The organism is Enterobacter sp. LU1, from assembly GCF_008271405.2.
Lineage (GTDB): Bacteria > Pseudomonadota > Gammaproteobacteria > Enterobacterales > Enterobacteriaceae > Enterobacter > Enterobacter hormaechei_C.
This window is the reverse complement of record NZ_CP043438.2, coordinates 3,657,533-3,674,394: the sequence shown is the minus strand read 5'-3', so window position 1 is coordinate 3,674,394 and position 16,862 is coordinate 3,657,533. Positions and strand designations below refer to the sequence as shown.

The 16,862-nt window shown below is 56.5% G+C and carries 11 protein-coding genes; 10 read left to right on the top strand and 1 reads right to left on the bottom strand.

Going from position 1 to position 16,862, the window contains the following annotated elements:
• Positions 1–132 precede the first annotated feature (132 nt).
• The 10 genes from lgt (at position 133) to recD (ending at position 15,477) form a co-directional block, all read left to right on the top strand.
• Positions 133–1,008, top strand: a complete 876-nt coding sequence (gene lgt, locus FZF21_RS17540) for a prolipoprotein diacylglyceryl transferase (protein ID WP_149121194.1) — start codon at positions 133–135, stop codon at positions 1,006–1,008.
• Positions 1,009–1,014: 6 nt separating this feature from the next.
• Positions 1,015–1,809 carry a thymidylate synthase gene (gene thyA, locus FZF21_RS17535; protein WP_015571751.1) on the top strand — a complete coding sequence of 265 codons (795 nt, stop codon included), beginning with the start codon at positions 1,015–1,017 and terminating at the stop codon, positions 1,807–1,809.
• A gap of 184 nt (positions 1,810–1,993) precedes the next feature.
• Entirely contained in the window at positions 1,994–2,458 is a 465-nt protein-coding gene (locus tag FZF21_RS17530; protein ID WP_017692737.1) for a prepilin peptidase-dependent protein, read from the top strand.
• Positions 2,449–3,009, top strand: a complete 561-nt coding sequence (locus tag FZF21_RS17525; protein ID WP_047738365.1) for a prepilin peptidase-dependent protein — start codon at positions 2,449–2,451, stop codon at positions 3,007–3,009. Before FZF21_RS17530 ends, FZF21_RS17525 begins: the two co-directional genes overlap by 10 nt.
• Positions 3,006–3,404, top strand: a complete 399-nt coding sequence (locus FZF21_RS17520; RefSeq protein WP_017382846.1) for a DUF2509 family protein — start codon at positions 3,006–3,008, stop codon at positions 3,402–3,404. Before FZF21_RS17525 ends, FZF21_RS17520 begins: the two co-directional genes overlap by 4 nt.
• Positions 3,389–3,712, top strand: coding sequence for a prepilin-type N-terminal cleavage/methylation domain-containing protein (locus FZF21_RS17515; RefSeq protein ID WP_023295356.1), 324 nt, complete (start codon positions 3,389–3,391; stop codon positions 3,710–3,712). Before FZF21_RS17520 ends, FZF21_RS17515 begins: the two co-directional genes overlap by 16 nt.
• A 12-nt stretch (positions 3,713–3,724) precedes the next feature.
• On the top strand, positions 3,725–7,099 hold the full coding sequence (recC, locus tag FZF21_RS17510) for an exodeoxyribonuclease V subunit gamma (RefSeq protein WP_047738368.1): 3,375 nt from the start codon (positions 3,725–3,727) through the stop codon (positions 7,097–7,099).
• A gap of 139 nt (positions 7,100–7,238) precedes the next feature.
• On the top strand, positions 7,239–10,121 hold the full coding sequence (ptrA, locus tag FZF21_RS17505; protein WP_047738370.1) for a pitrilysin: 2,883 nt from the start codon (positions 7,239–7,241) through the stop codon (positions 10,119–10,121).
• Positions 10,118–13,660, top strand: coding sequence for an exodeoxyribonuclease V subunit beta (recB, locus tag FZF21_RS17500; protein ID WP_045333549.1), 3,543 nt, complete (start codon positions 10,118–10,120; stop codon positions 13,658–13,660). Before ptrA ends, recB begins: the two co-directional genes overlap by 4 nt.
• A complete protein-coding gene (gene recD, locus FZF21_RS17495; RefSeq protein WP_149121195.1) occupies positions 13,657–15,477 on the top strand; it encodes an exodeoxyribonuclease V subunit alpha in 1,821 nt (606 codons plus the stop codon). Before recB ends, recD begins: the two co-directional genes overlap by 4 nt.
• A gap of 33 nt (positions 15,478–15,510) precedes the next feature.
• On the opposite strand, the gene argA is transcribed toward recD, so the two are convergent.
• Positions 15,511–16,842 carry an amino-acid N-acetyltransferase gene (gene argA / locus FZF21_RS17490; RefSeq protein WP_047738372.1) on the bottom strand — a complete coding sequence of 444 codons (1,332 nt, stop codon included), beginning with the start codon at positions 16,840–16,842 and terminating at the stop codon, positions 15,511–15,513.
• Positions 16,843–16,862 lie beyond the last annotated feature (20 nt).

Sequence of the window (16,862 nt, the reverse complement as noted above, 5' to 3'; positions counted from 1 at the left end):
TTTTACATCTCAGGCGCATCCTCCGCGCCTGCCTTATGCTATGATTCGCAACTTTGGAGCACCTGCCAACGGCGGGAATGCAATTCACCCGCTGTCCACTTTCAGCGGAATAACAACATCTTGTGGTGACAGATGAACAGTGGTTATCTGCATTTTCCGGAATTCGATCCGGTTATTTTCTCAATAGGACCTGTAGCGCTGCACTGGTACGGTCTGATGTACCTGGTGGGCTTCGTCTTTGCCATGTGGCTTGCTGGCCGTCGCGCCAGTCGTCCAGGCAGCGGCTGGACGAAGAACGAAGTGGAAAACCTGCTTTATGCCGGCTTCCTCGGCGTGTTCCTGGGCGGTCGCATCGGTTATGTCCTGTTCTATAATTTCCCGGTATTCCTGAAGGACCCGCTCTATCTGTTCCGCGTCTGGGACGGTGGCATGTCTTTCCACGGCGGGCTGATTGGTGTGATCCTGGTCATGGTGATCTTCGCCAGACGCACCAAACGCAACTTCTTCCAGGTGGCTGATTTTATTGCGCCGTTAATCCCGTTTGGGCTGGGCGCAGGGCGTTTGGGCAACTTCATCAACGGTGAACTGTGGGGACGTGTCGATCCGAGCGTGCCGTTTACCATGCTGTTCCCGGGTTCCCGCGCGGAGGACATCGCGCTGCTGCCTTCGCATCCTGAGTGGCAGTCTATTTTCGATACCTACGGCGTTCTGCCGCGCCATATGTCACAGCTCTATGAGCTGGCGCTGGAAGGCGTGGTGCTGTTCATCATCCTGAATCTGTATATCCGCAAACCGCGCCCAATGGGGGCTGTCTCTGGTCTGTTCCTGATTGGCTACGGCGCGTTTCGTATCATCGTCGAGTTCTTCCGCCAGCCGGATGCGCAGTTTACCGGTGAATGGGTACAGTACATCAGCATGGGGCAGATCCTCTCCATCCCGATGATTGTCGCGGGTGCCATTATGATGATTTGGGCGTATCGTCGTCGTCCACAGCAACAACTTTCCTGAGGAATCATGAAACAGTATCTTGAATTGATGAAAAAAGTGCTCGACGAGGGCACGCCGAAAAACGACCGTACCGGCACCGGTACGCTCTCCATTTTTGGCCACCAGATGCGCTTCAATCTGCAAGAAGGCTTTCCTCTGGTGACAACGAAGCGCTGCCATCTGCGCTCGATCATTCATGAACTGCTCTGGTTCCTGCAAGGCGATACCAACGTTGCTTATCTGCATGAAAACAATGTCTCCATCTGGGACGAGTGGGCAGATGAGAACGGCGACCTGGGCCCGGTATACGGCAAGCAATGGCGCGCGTGGCCTACCCCGGACGGCCGCCATATCGACCAGATCACGACCGTCATGAACCAGCTGAAAAATGACCCGGACTCGCGCCGTATTATTGTTTCTGCATGGAACGTGGGTGAACTGGATAAAATGGCGCTCGCGCCTTGCCACGCGTTTTTCCAGTTCTACGTGGCGGACGGCAAGCTCTCCTGCCAGCTCTATCAACGCTCCTGCGACGTATTCCTCGGCCTGCCGTTTAACATCGCCAGCTACGCGCTGTTGGTGCACATGATGGCGCAGCAGTGCGATCTTGAAGTGGGCGATTTTGTCTGGACGGGCGGTGATACCCACCTCTACAGCAATCATATGGAACAGACGCATCTCCAGCTGACGCGCGAACCGCGTGCATTGCCGAAGCTGGTGATCAAACGTAAACCGGAATCGATCTTCGATTACCGTTTTGATGATTTCGAGATTGAGGGTTACGACCCGCATCCCGGCATTAAAGCTCCTGTCGCCATCTGATACGGCAAATCCTGACACAACCGGTGCTCTTTAGCGCCGGTTTTTTTTCACGCCCGTTTTGTTTTTCGAGCCTGTTTCCAGAGACGATGCAACGCGTTGCAACGGGTGAAAATCTCCGGAAAGCGGCTCGTAAAGTTCTGGTTTGACGCTCGTACCGTTTCTGCTATTCCGCCACACTCCCGCCATGAAAAACGAACAAGGCTTTACGCTTATCGAAACCCTTATCGCCGTTTCGCTGACAGTGATCCTCAGCGCCACAGGGCTCTATGGCTGGGACAGCTGGCAGCAGCGGCAGCGGCTTTGGCAAACTGCCTGCCAGGTGCGGGATTACCTGGTGTTTTTGCGCAATGACGCCAACCGTCACAACAGCGAGCACAGGATCGCGCTGTATAACGACGGTGAAAAGAACTGTCTGGCCAGTTCAGCGGTGACCGGTTGTGACAGCGGCGGACCGTTCGTGATGAAGCCGATGTGGCCCGAGGTCACGATAAGCGACATAACCCCTGCGCTGGGATTTTACGGTTTAAGGGATACCGCATGGGCCGGACATATCCGCGTGCAGAGCCGCGCTGGTGGGTGGTGGGTTATTGTCTCAAATGGCGGACGTATCAGGCTGTGTAATGCCGCAGGAGAAGGTGCATGCCAGTAAATCGAAAAGGGTTTTCCCTGCTGGAAGTGCTTATTGCGATGACGATAAGCAGCATTCTGTTACTCAGCACGTCACGTTTTTTACCGGGGCTACAGCGGGGTGTTTTAGTGCAATCCGGACAGCAGGAGCTGGAGGATGAGGTCTGGCAACGTCTGTTCGCGATCGGTAAACAGTTTCAGAGGGCAGGATATTGTGCAGAGCATTGCCAGGGGCAGGGGATGATCATCGGCAGGCAAGGACGATGTGCGATTGTGCTATGGGATGCGAACAGCAACGGCCAGTGGGATAGCACCGCGTCAGAAAACGACAGTACGGGATTCCGGCTTGAGTCCGGATCGCTTGAAACGCTGCGGGGCGCCACATCCTGTGACGGTAAGGGATGGGATAAGCTCACCGACCCGGATCGGGTCCTGATAGAGCAATTTATGGTCACTAAAACCGATCATGATGGCTTTGCGCCGGTCATCAGTATCGAGCTGCGTGCCCGCCGCAAAGGTGAACTGGCCGCACCCTTTTCGGCTCGCCATACCGTAACGGGGTTTAATCTGTGAATCGTCAGCGGGGCATGTCATCGCTGGCGCTGGTCCTGCTATTACTGGTGCTCGGCACGCTGATCCTCACCGGATTAAATCAGCAGCTGCAAACCTTTAGCACGCTGGTAAGTGGCGAGAGTTTGTCTGTTCGCCAGCAGGCTGCCGTGCAATCTGCACTGGAGTGGGGGCGCGTTCAGGAATGGGCTTTACAGCCAGAGGTTCAGTGCAAACAGACACAACGTTTGCGGGTCTGTATAAGGCTGTTTGGGGCGCGTGTGTTGCTTATTGCCGGCAATGACAATCTATTGCTATGGCGAGGCGGGGACATCTCGGAGGGGCAGATACGCTTTTCCGCCCACGGCTGGAGTGATTTCTGCCCCCTTAAGGAAAGTACGCTATGTCAGTTACCCTGAGCAGACAAAAAGGATTTAGCATGGTTGAGGTTTTGCTGGCAATGATGTTGCTGGTTGTGGTTGTGATGGCGTTATCCGGCTATCATCGCGCGCTGGCAGCCCGGTATGCGGCGCTTAGCCAGTATCGTCAGCTATGGCATCATGCGTGGAATCAGTCGCAGATCTCAACATTAACGCTCCCGCCGGGCTGGCAGGTCAGTCGGGGGCAGACAACACAGTCCGGATGTGTCAGCATCACGGTCACACTTATTTCTCCTATGGGGCGGCAGGGCGCGTTGACGCGTCTGCATTGCCCGGTTAGCCGCTAGTCGGGAGCGTTTATGCTAAGGGTTTACCACTCAAATCGTCTGGATGTGCTGGAAGCACTGATGGAGTATATCGTTGAGCAAGAGCGTCTTGACGATCCGTTTGAGCCAGAAATGGTGCTGGTGCAGAGCACCGGTATGGCGCAGTGGCTGCAAATGTCCCTTTCGCAGAAATTTGGCATTGCGGCCAACATCGATTTTCCGCTGCCCGCGAGCTTTATCTGGGAGATGTTTGTTCGCGTCCTGCCGGATATTCCTGAGCAGAGCGCCTTCAACAAACAAAGTATGGCCTGGAAACTGATGACGCTGCTGCCGGACATGCTGGCGCATGATGAGTTTGCCATGCTGCGGTACTACCTGAATGACGACACCGACAAGCGTAAACTTTTCCAGCTTGCCTCACGTACTGCCGACCTTTATGACCAGTATCTGGTTTACCGTGCAGAATGGCTGATTCGCTGGGAAGCGGGAGAATTAGTCGATGGGTTACCGGAAGCGCAAATCTGGCAGGCGCCGCTCTGGAAAGCGCTGGTCGAGCATACCGGGAAACTCGGTCAGCCTAAGTGGCACCGTGCTAACCTGTACGATCGCTTTATCTCAATACTTGAGAACAGCGCAGAACGGCCAGCCCGTTTGCCGTCACGCGTGTTCATTTGCGGTATCTCCGCGCTGCCGCCTGTCTACCTGAACGCGCTAAAAGCGCTCGGTAAGCACACTGATATCCATATCCTCTTTACCAACCCGTGTCGGCACTATTGGGGGGATATTCAGGATCCGCGCTGGCTATCACGGCTGGTCACCCGTCAGAGAAAACGCCTCTTTGAGGAACGCGCCGTGCCGCTGTTTAAAGACAGTGAAAACGCGGCGCAGCTTTTTGATGAAGAAGGGATTCAGAACCTGCCGAACCCGCTGCTTGCCTCGTGGGGCAAGCTCGGACGCGACTATATTTATCTGCTTTCTGAAATCACCTCCTCGGGAGAAGGGGATGTGGATGCGTTTGCGGATATTACGCCGGACAGCCTGCTGCACAATATTCAGCTTGATATTCTGGATTTGGAAAACCGTGCCGTTGCCGGGATCACCGCCGAGGAGTTTGCGCGAAGCGACAATAAGCGAAAACTGGATCCTGACGATCGCAGTATCGCGATCCACGTTTGCCACAGCCCACAGCGTGAAGTTGAAATTCTTCATGACCGCCTGCTGGCCATGTTACAGGACGATCCAACCCTGACACCGCGCGATATCGTGGTGATGGTGGCGGATATCGACAGCTACAGCCCGTTTATTCAGGCGGTATTTGGCAGCGCAACGGGCGACCGCTATCTGCCCTACGCAATCTCTGACCGTCGCGCTCGTCAGTCACACCCGGCGCTACAGGCCTTTCTCAGCCTGCTTTCGCTGCCTGATAGCCGGTTTATCTCTGAGGATGTGCTGGCACTGCTGGATGTGCCAGTTCTGGCCGCACGTTTCAACATTAACGAAGAGGGGTTGCGCTATCTGCGCCAGTGGGTCAACGAATCTGGTGTCCGCTGGGGTATCGACGATGATAACGTCCAGGAGTTCGAACTCCCTGCGACCGGCCAGCATACCTGGCAGTTTGGCCTGACGCGCATGCTGCTGGGGTATGCGATGGAGAGCATCCACGGCGAATGGAATGACGTGCTGCCGTACGATGAATCCAGTGGGTTGATCGCGGAACTGGTTGGTCACTTAGCCTCGCTGCTTATGCAGCTCAACCGCTGGCGCCGTGCGTTGATGCAGCCCCGCCCGCTCGAAGAGTGGCTGCCGATTTGCCGCGAAATGCTGAATGATTTCTTTCTGCCGGACAGCGAAACTGAAGCCGCCATGGCGCTTATCGAGAAGCAGTGGCAGGCCATCGTTGATGAGGGGGTTAATTCGCACTATCACGAGGTGGTTCCTCTTTCGCTTCTGCGTGATGAGCTGACGCAACGTCTCGATCAGGAGCGCATCAGCCAGCGCTTCCTTGCGGGGCCGGTGAATATTTGTACCCTGATGCCAATGCGTTCAATCCCGTTCAAAGTGGTCTGTCTGCTTGGCATGAACGACGGTATTTATCCGCGTGCGCTTCCACCTCTGGGTTTTGATCTCATGAGCGCACAACCGAAGCGGGGCGACCGCAGCCGCCGCGATGATGACCGTTATCTCTTTCTTGAGGCGCTGATGTCTGCGCAAAGCAGGCTGTATATCAGCTATATCGGTCGTTCAATTCAGGACAACAGCGAGCGTTTCCCGTCTGTGCTGGTGCAGGAGCTGGTGGATTACATCGGACAGAGCCACTATCTGCCGGGGGATGAAGCCTGCAACTGCGACGAAAGCGAACGTCGGGTGATAGCGCATATCACCTGTCACCATAGCCGTATGCCGTTTGATCCTGTCAATTACGTTCCTGATGAACTGCAAAGCTACGCCCGCGAGTGGCTTCCCGCCGCGAAGAAAGCGGGGACGCCGCAAACCGATTTTATTCAGACGCTCGAACCGCGCGTCATAGATACCCTCTCGTTTGAGCAGCTACAGCGTTTTTGGGCGCACCCGGTCCGGGCTTTTTTCCAGCAACGCTTGCAGGTGAATTTCCGTTCTGAAGAGAGCGAAATCCCCGATGCGGAACCGTTTATTCTTGATGGGCTGGAGCGTTTTAAGCTTAATTCCCAGCTTCTGAATGCGCTGGTTGACGAAGAAGACGCCAGTAAACTGTTCCGACGTTACAGGGCGTCGGGATTACTTCCGTATGGTGCATTCGGCGAAATCGTCTGGGATGCCCAGTGCGAGGAGATGCGAGCGCTTGCTGACCGCGTTATCGCGTGTCGGCAGCCGGCGAGCAGCATTGAAATCGATCTCGATTGTAACGGTATGCACCTCAGCGGCTGGCTCACGCACGTGCAGTCTGACGGGCTGCTGCGCTGGCGGCCATCCATGCTCAGCGTTTCACATGGCCTGCAACTCTGGCTCGAACATCTTGTCTACAGTGCGAGTGGTCACGAAGGTGAAAGCCGGTTGTTTGTCCGTAAGGACGGCGAATGGCGTTTCCCGCCGATGGAGCCTGAGCAGGCGTTGACGTATCTGTCGCTTTATATTGAAGGTTACCGTCAGGGCATGAACAAACCTCTGCTTTTGCTGCCTGAAAGTGGAGGAGCATGGATAAAAGCCTGTTATGACACGCAGAATGATGCCATGTTAACGGATGAGGCTTCGCTCCAGAAAGCGCGCAGCAAGTTTTTGCAGGCCTACGAAGGGAACATGATGGTACGTGGCGAAGGTGACGATGTCTGGTATCAACGTTTATGGCGAACGCTGGAGCCAGAATATTTCGACATTATCACCCAGGAGGCGCAACGCTACCTGTTACCGTTGTTCAAATTTAATCAGTCCTGAGTGCTGTATAAAAATTGCGCAGTATGAGGTGTTCATTTATGATGCACCTCTTATCACGGACTGATGTACCCAAAGAAAGAGATGCTGGCGTGTCCAGCACGCACGTTGTTAATGATGTAGCCGTGATAAAGAGGTCGTAATGCCAGGCAGCACCTTGTTCAAAGCGTTTGTTTTGTTTATCGCCCTTTGGGCTCCCGTCACTCAGGCCGATTCCGGTTGGCAACCTGTCAAGGAAACAATCCGTAAGAGCGATAAGGACACCCGTGAGTATCAGGCGATTCGTCTTGATAACGGGATGACCGTGCTGCTGGTTTCCGATCCTCAGGCGGTGAAATCGCTCTCCGCGCTGGTTGTGCCGGTGGGTTCGCTGGAAGATCCTGACGCCCATCCGGGACTGGCGCACTACCTTGAGCACATGACGCTGATGGGCTCTAAAAAATACCCACAGCCTGACAGCCTGTCCGAATTTCTGAAAATGCATGGCGGCAGCCACAACGCCAGTACCGCGCCGTATCGCACCGCGTTTTACCTGGAAGTGGAAAATGATGCGCTTGATGGGGCGGTGGACCGTCTGGCGGATGCCATCGCCGCACCGCTGCTGGATAAAAAATACGCTGACCGTGAACGTAATGCCGTGAACGCCGAACTGACGATGGCGCGCACGCGAGACGGTATGCGCATGGCGCAGGTTAGCGCTGAAACCATCAATCCGGCGCACCCGGGTTCGCGCTTCTCAGGCGGCAACCTTGAAACGTTGAGCGACAAGCCCGGTAGCCCGGTGCTCAATGCGCTGCATGCGTTTCGTGAAAAATACTATTCCGCCAATCTGATGAAAGCGGTTATCTACAGCAATAAACCGTTGCCGACGCTGGCAAACATGGCCGCGCAGACCTACGGCAGGGTGCCAAATAAAAATATCGATCTGCCGCAGATTAACGTGCCGGTTGTCACGGACGCGCAAAAAGGCATTGTTATTCACTATGTGCCGGCCTTGCCGCGCAAGGTGTTACGCGTTGAATTCCGTATTGATAACAACACGGCGCAGTTCCGCAGCAAAACCGACGAGCTGGTGACGTATCTTATCGGCAACCGCAGCCCGGGTACGCTCTCCGACTGGCTGCAAAAGCAGGGGCTGGTGGAAGGTATTCGCGCTGACTCCGATCCCGTTGTAAATGGGAATAGCGGCGTGCTGGCCATCTCCGCGACGCTGACCGATAAAGGGCTGGCTCACCGGGACGACGTCGTTGCGGCCATTTTCAGTTACCTCTCTCTGCTGCGCGATAAAGGCGTCGATAAACGCTACTTTGACGAGCTGGCGCACGTGCTGGATCTCGATTTCCGCTATCCCTCTATCACGCGTGATATGGACTACGTTGAGTGGCTGGCAGATACCATGATCCGCGTGCCGGTGGAACATACGCTGGATGCGGTAAATATTGCCGACCAGTATGACGCCGGAGCGCTCAAAGCGCGTCTGGCGATGATGACTCCGCAGAATGCCCGCGTCTGGTATATCAGCCCGAACGAACCGCATAACAAAATGGCCTACTTCGTTGATGCCCCGTATCAGGTTGAAAAAATCAGCGAACAGACCTTCGCGGGCTGGCAGAAAAAGGTGGGGGAAATTGCGCTGACGTTACCGGAACTTAACCCCTACATCCCGGACGATTTCTCGCTGATCAAACCCGCAAAGGCGTATCCGCACCCGGAGCTGATTGTTGATGAGCCGACGCTGCGCGTGGTCTACACCCCAAGCCGCTATTTCGCCGACGAGCCAAAAGCGGATGTTAGCGTGGTGCTGCGTAACCCCAAAGCAATGGACAGCGCCAGAAACCAGGTGCTGTTTGCGCTTAATGATTATCTGGCCGGTATTGCCCTCGATCAGCTCAGCAATCAGGCTGCCGTTGGCGGTATCAGTTTCTCCACTAACGCCAATAACGGCCTGATGGTGAATGCCAACGGCTATACCCAGCGTTTGCCGCAGCTGTTCCAGGCGCTGCTGGACGGTTATTTCAGCTATACGCCTACGGAAGAACAGCTCGAGCAGGCTAAGTCCTGGTATGCCCAGATGATGGATTCTGCCGAGAAGGGTAAAGCCTACGATCAGGCGATTATGCCAGCACAGATGCTGTCGCAAATTCCGTACTTCCAGCGCGAAGATCGCCGCGCGTTATTGCCCTCAGTCACCTTAAAAGAGGTGCTGGCTTACCGTGATGCGCTGAAAACCAATACCCGTCCTGAGTTCCTGATTGTAGGGAATATGAGCGAAGATCAGGCTAAAACGCTGGCGCAAAACGTCCGTGCGCAACTGGGTTCAAAAGGCGATGAGTGGTGCCGTAACCAGGATGTGCTGGTAGAGAAAAAACAGAACGTGATCTTCGAAAAAGCGGGAAGCAGCACGGATTCCGCGCTGGCCGCGGTGTTTGTCCCTGTCGGTTATGACGAATTTACCAGCTCAGCCCAGAGTGCGGTGCTTGGTCAAATTATTCAGCCGTGGTTTTACAACCAGCTGCGCACCGAAGAGCAGCTGGGCTATGCGGTGTTCGCTTTCTCCATGAATGTGGGCCGTCAGTGGGGGCTGGGCTTCCTTCTGCAAAGCAGCGACAAGCAACCCGCTTACCTGTGGCAACGTTATCAGGCGTTCTTCCCGCAGGCGGAAGCAAAACTGCGCGCCATGAAGCCGGAAGAGTTTGCCCAGATCCAGCAGGCGGTTATCGCCCAGGTGATGCAGCCGCCGCAGACGCTGGGTGAAGAGGCCTCGCAGCTGAGCAAAGATTTTGATCGCGGTAATATGAAATTTGATTCGCGTGATAAAATAGTGGCCGAAATAAAACAGCTGACGCCACAAAAGGTTGCCGATTTCTTCCATCAGGCGGTAGTAAAACCGCAGGGTATGGCCATCCTGTCTCAGGTTTCTGGCAGCCAGAACGGGAAAACGGACTACGTAAAATCAAAAGAGTGGACCGTCTGGAAGAGCGTCAGCGCGCTGCAACAAACTATGCCCTGGAGTAAGAAAGAATGACCCATACCGCTGAGCCGCTTGATCCCCTAAGTTTACCTCTACAGGGTGAGCGACTGATTGAAGCCTCAGCGGGAACGGGAAAAACCTATACCATCGCCGCGCTCTATCTGCGTCTGCTGTTGGGGCTCGGCGGCAACGCCGCTTTTTCGCGCCCGTTAAGTGTGGAAGAGCTGCTGGTGGTAACCTTCACCGAAGCGGCCACTGCCGAGCTGCGTGGCCGTATTCGCAGCAACATTCATGAGCTGCGCATCGCCTGTCTGCGTCAGACGACGGATAACCCCCTCTATGCCAGCCTGCTGGACGAGATTGCGGATAAGCAACAGGCTGCGCAATGGCTGCTGCTGGCCGAGCGGCAAATGGATGAAGCGTCCGTTTTCACCATTCACGGTTTTTGTCAGCGCATGCTGAGCCTGAATGCGTTTGAATCCGGCATGCTCTTTGAGCAGCAGCTTATTGAAGATGAATCCGAGCTTCGCTATCAGGCCTGTGCGGATTTCTGGCGTCGTCACTGTTATCCGTTGCAGCGCGACATTGCCGAAGCTGTTCACGCCCTGTGGAAAGGTCCGGAAGAGCTTCTTCGCGCTATCGACCGTTACCTGCAAGGCGAAGCGCCGGTCATTAAATCTCCGCCGCCTGCCGATGAAACGCTGGCCTCGCGCCATGAAAAGATCGTCGCTAAAATTGCCGCGCTTAAGCAGAAGTGGAATGAGTCGGTTGGTGAAATCGATACAATCATCGAAAACTCAGGCATCGACAGACGCAAGTTCAACCGTGGGAACCAGGGGAAGTGGATCGAAAAGATCAGCGCCTGGGCCCAGGAGGAGACGCGGGGCTACCAGCTTCCGGACGCGCTGGAAAAATTTTCGCAGCGCTTTTTGACTGAGCGAACCAAAGCCGACGGCATTGTGCCTGAGCATTCCCTGTTTGTGGCGATTGATGCGCTGCTTGCGGAGCCATTAACGCTCAATGACCTGATGATCACACGCGCCATGACGGAGATCCGCCAGGCCGTCGCGCGCGAAAAACGTCGCCGGGGCGAGCTGGGGTTTGATGACATGCTGAGCCGCCTGGACGAGGCGCTGTCCAGCGAGAATGGTGAAGCGCTCGCCAGCGCGATCCGTACCCGTTTTCCGGTGGCGATGATTGACGAATTTCAGGACACCGACCCTCAGCAGTACCGCATTTTTCGCCGCATCTGGCGACAGCAGCCCGACACTGCCCTGTTGTTGATAGGCGACCCTAAACAGGCGATTTACGCCTTCCGTGGGGCAGATATCTTCACCTATATGAAAGCCCGTAGTGAGGTTGTCGCGCATTACACGTTAGACACTAACTGGCGTTCCGCGCAGGGGATGGTTGAGAGCGTCAATGCGCTGTTCAGCCGTATGGAGACGGCGTTCATGTTCAATGAAATCCCTTTCCTGCCGGTGAAATCCGCCCCAAAAAACGCATCCCTGCGCTTCGAAGTCAGTAGCGCGGTGCAACCCGCCATGACCTTCTGGCTGCTGGAAGGGGAAGGCTATGGGGTTGCCGACTATCAGGCGGCGATGGCCCAGCACTGCGCCGCGCAAATCCGTGACTGGCTGAGCGCAGGCGCGCGCGGCGAGGCGCTGCTGTGGAAGGGGGAACAGGCGAATCCAGTTAAAGCCTCTGATATTACCGTGCTGGTGCGCAGTCGTCAGGAAGCGGCGCTAATCCGCGATGCGCTAACGCTGCTGGATATTCCGTCAGTGTATCTTTCTAACCGCGACAGCGTGTTCGACACGCTGGAAGCCCAGGAAATGCTCTGGCTGCTTCAGGCGGTGCTGGCCCCGGAGCGCGAAAATACGCTTCGAAGCGCGCTGGCCAGTTCCATGCTGGGGTTGAACGCGCGCGATATTGATGAGCTCAACCATGACGAAAACGCATGGGATACGGTGGTGGAAGAGTTTGTCCATTACCGTGAACGCTGGCAAAAACGCGGCGTCATGGCGATGCTGCGCGAATTGATGACGCGGCGCCAGATTGCCGAAAATATGCTGGCGTCATCGGGCGGTGAAAGGCGTCTTACCGATATTTTACACATCAGCGAACTGTTGCAGGAAGCCGGCACCCAGCTTGAAAGTGAACATGCCCTCGTGCGCTGGCTGGCGCAGCAAATCGCGGATCCAAACAGTAACGCCTCAAGCCAGCAGATGCGTCTTGAGAGCGATAAGCATCTGGTGCAAATCGTCACCATTCACAAATCGAAAGGTCTCGAGTATCCGCTGGTCTGGCTGCCCTTTATCGCTAACTACCGCGTTCAGGATCAGGCCTATTATCATGATCGCGAGACTTTCGATGCGGTGCTCGATCTCAGCAAGGCGGAAACCAGCGTTGAGCTGGCGGAAGCGGAGCGTCTGGCGGAGGATTTGCGCCTGCTTTACGTGGCGCTGACCCGTTCTGTCTGGCATTGCAGCCTGGGCGTCGCGCCGGTTTTCCGCCGTCGCGGGGAGAAAACAGGGGAGAGCGATTTCCATTTAAGCGCCTTAGGGCGGCTTATTCAGCGTGGTGAGCCGAAAGATGCGGCGGGGTTGCGCCTCTGTATTGAGTCGCTTTGCGGAGACGATATCGCCCTCCATATCCCTTCTCTGCCAGACAACAGCCGCTGGGAAATGGCGCAAGAGCCCGCGACCGATCTTAACGCGCGCCAGATCACACGGGTGCTTGCCGACGACTGGCGCGTCACCAGCTATTCTGGCCTGCAACAGCACGGGCAAAGTATTGCGCAGGATCTCATGCCGAAGCTGGACGTGGATGCCGCAGGGGTGGGCGATGTTCCGGTTGAACCGACGTTAACTCCACATCAGTTCCCACGCGGCGCGTCGCCGGGCACCTTTTTGCACAGCCTCTTTGAAGAGCTTGATTTCACCCAGCCTGTCAGTGAGGAGTGGGTGCTGAAGATGTTGCAGAGTGGAGGCTATGACGCGCACTGGCAGCCCGTTCTCACTGACTGGATCAGCGCCATTTTGCAGGCGCCGCTGACGTCGCAGGGCTTCTCTCTTCGCCAGTTAACGGCAAGAAATAAGCAGGTTGAGATGGAGTTTTATCTGCCTGTCGCAGGCCCGCTTAAGGCCGACGCGCTCGATGCGCTTATCCGTCAGTACGATCCGCTGTCAGCTGGTTGCCCGCCGCTGAACTTCCGTCAGGTACAGGGCATGCTGAAAGGGTTTATCGACCTGGTCTTCCGTCACGAAGGACGGTACTACCTGCTGGATTACAAATCGAACTGGCTGGGCGAGAACAGCGAAGCCTATACCCAGCAGGCGATGGCGGCCGCTATGCAAATGCATCGCTACGATCTGCAATATCAGCTCTATACCCTGGCGCTGCACCGCTATTTGCGCCACCGTATTGCGGATTACCGCTACGACGATCATTTTGGCGGCGTCATCTACCTGTTCCTGCGCGGGGTCGACGCTGCCGATCCGCGCTCCGGGATCTTCAGTACTCGTCCGGATGCGGAATTGATTAATAAAATGGATAACCTGTTTGCAGCAAACACGGAGGAGATGGCATGACGATGCAGGACTTATTGCTGGATGCGGTAGAGCAACGCGTGCTGCGTCAGCTGGACGTGCAGTTTGCCATGATGATTGCCGCTGACCAGCCCGCCGTGATGCTTGCCGCTGCCCTGTTGAGTAAAGACGCCGGAGAGGGGCATGTGTGTCTGCCGCTCTCGCGTCTGGTGGTTGACGAGAAAATGCCGCCTGTCCTCCAGTCCTGCTTTGCGCTGCTGGGGGAAAGGGTGGACTGGCAGAAAATCTTGCGTGAATCGTCAGCCGTCGGGCCGGGAGACAACCAGGCACCGCTGATCCTGACGGGGGAGCGCTTATACCTGAACCGCCTGTGGCGAAACGAACTGACGGTAGCGCGTTTCTTTAGTGAGACCAATGCGCCGCTTCCCTGCGACGAAGCACAGCTTCGCCAGACGCTGGACAGGCTGTTTGACTCCGGTGAGGCCACAGACTGGCAGAAAGTGGCGGCAGCCGTCGCCCTGACGCGGCGGATCTCGGTGATATCCGGCGGCCCGGGAACGGGGAAAACAACGACCGTCGCAAAGCTGCTGGCAGCCCTGATACAGCTTTCAGGCGAGCAGCGATGCCGTATTCGTCTGGCGGCGCCCACCGGGAAGGCCGCGGCGCGTCTGACCGAATCACTGGGCGGTGCGATGCAACGGCTGCCGCTCACCCAGGAGCAGCTTGCGCTTTTCCCGGGTGAAGCAAGTACTCTGCACCGTCTGCTCGGCGCGCAGCCGGGTAGCCAGCGGCTGCGCTACCATGCGGGCAATCCGCTGCATCTGGACGTGCTGGTGGTGGATGAAGCCTCCATGATCGACCTGACCATGATGTCGCGCCTGATCGATGCGCTACCACCCCATGCGCGCGTGGTTTTCCTGGGCGATCGCGACCAGCTCGCCTCTGTAGAAGCCGGGGCGGTGCTGGGAGATATCTGTACCTACGCCAGTTACGGTTATACCGCCGCGCGGGCGCAGGAGCTCGCCCGTCTGACCGGTTGCTCGCTTGAACCCGATCACACGCCGATCGCGGGCGCACTGCGTGACAGCCTGTGCCTGCTGCAAAAAAGCTACCGTTTCGGTAGCGACTCCGGCATCGGCCAGCTGGCTGCGGCGGTCAACCGTGGCGACAGGCACGCCACGCGTAGGGTGTTTGACGGTTCTTTCACTGACATTGAAAAGAAATCGCTGCAAAGCGGGGAAGAGTATCAGGCTATGCTTGAGGAGGCTCTCCAGGGATACCAGCATTTTCTGAGCTGCGTGCAGCAGCGCAGTCAGCCCGGGCAGGTCATCGCCGCATTTGGCGAATACCAGCTTCTGTGCGCATTACGGGAAGGGCCGTTTGGCGTCACGGGCCTGAACGACAGTCTGGAGCAGCTGCTGGTGCAGAAGCGCAAAATTAACCGTCAGCTGCATTCGCGATGGTATGAGGGCCGGCCAGTGATGATCTCCCGCAACGACAGTGCGCTGGGGCTGTTCAACGGCGATATCGGCATTGCGCTCGATCGCGGTAACGGACTGCGCGTCTGGTTCCAGCTACCGGACGGCAGCGTGAAGTCCGTCCAGCCCAGCCGCCTGCCAGAGCATGAAACGGCATGGGCGATGACGGTACATAAATCTCAGGGCTCCGAGTTCAACCATGCGGCGCTGATCCTGCCGACACAGCTGTCGCCGGTTGTGACCCGCGAGCTGGTCTACACCGCCATTACCCGTGCGCGCCAGCGTCTTTCACTGTATGCGGATGAGCGCGTGTTGAGTCAGGCGATTGCCACTCGTACCGAGCGCAGAAGCGGATTAAGCGCGATATTTGAATCTGTCTGAGTGAACGCCCTCTCCAGCAGGAGAGGGTGACTGTTATCCCAGGTCCGCCATTAACACCTTCGAGCGGCGCTGGTAGTTGTACATCTCTTTCTTACTTTCCGGCAGGGAATCAATCTCCACCGGCGTGAAGCCGCGCTCCTGGAACCAGTGAATGCTGCGCGTGGTAAGCACGAACAGCTTGCTCAGACCCATCTGGCGCGCCTGTGCCGCCACGCGTTCAAGCAGCAGCTCCCCCCGTGAGGAGCTACGGTAATCAGGATGCACGGCGACGCACGCCATTTCGCCAATCTGCTCTTCCGGGAACGGATAAAGCGCCGCACAGGCAATGGTCAGGTTATCCCGCTGAATGATGGTGAACTTGTCGATCTCCATCTCCAGCTGCTCGCGGGATCGGCGAACCAGAATTCCCTGTTGTTCCAGCGGACGGATCAGCTCCAGAATGCCGCCGATATCGTTGATGGTGGCACGGCGGATCTGCTCGGCGCTCTCCATGACGATCTGCGTACCGATCCCGTCACGGGAGAACAGCTCCTGCAACAGCGCGCCGTCTTCCTGATAGCTGATCAGGTGGCTGCGGCGCACCCCGCTACGGCACGCTTTAACGGCGCCGCGCAGAAAACGCACGGTACCGGAATAGTAATCGCCTTCTGCTTCCAGCGCTTCGACGCGCGCCTGGGCTTCATTCGGAAAAAGTTCTGGCACAATCACGCCCTCATCGTTCACGACACCCTGTGAGGAGCAAAAGCCGATCATTTTTTCCGCTTTCAGCTTGATGGCCAGCTGGGTGGCAATCTCTTCTGAGGTCAGATTAAAACTTTCACCCGTTACGGAGACGGCAACAGGGCCCATCAGAACGATCGCGCCATTGTCTAACTGGCGGTGAATGGCTTCTTCATCAATACGGCGGATGCGGCCGCTGTGGCAGTAATCCACGCCATCGTCCACGCCGAGCGGCTGAGCGATGATAAAGTTGCCGCTCACCACGTTGATGTGCGCGCCCTGCAACGGCGTATTATTCAGGCTCATCGACAGGCGGGCGGTGATATCGAGCTGCAACAGACCCGCCGCCTGTTTGACCAGCTCGAGGGTTTTCGCATCCGTCACGCGCGTGTGTTTGTGGTAGATCGGCTCATGGTGATGGGCGGCCAGGTTGGCTTCAATTTGCGGACGTGCGCCATACACCACCACCAGACGGATGCCGAGGCTGTGCAGCAGGCCGATATCATTGACGATGCTGGAAAAGTTTTCATGCTCAATGGCTTCGCCGCCAAGCATGATGACAAACGTTTTTCCCCGATGGGTGTTGATATAGGGAACAGAATGGCGGAATCCCTGGACCAGTTCGGTTCTGCGTTCCTTAACCATGACACAACCCTTAGTGAATG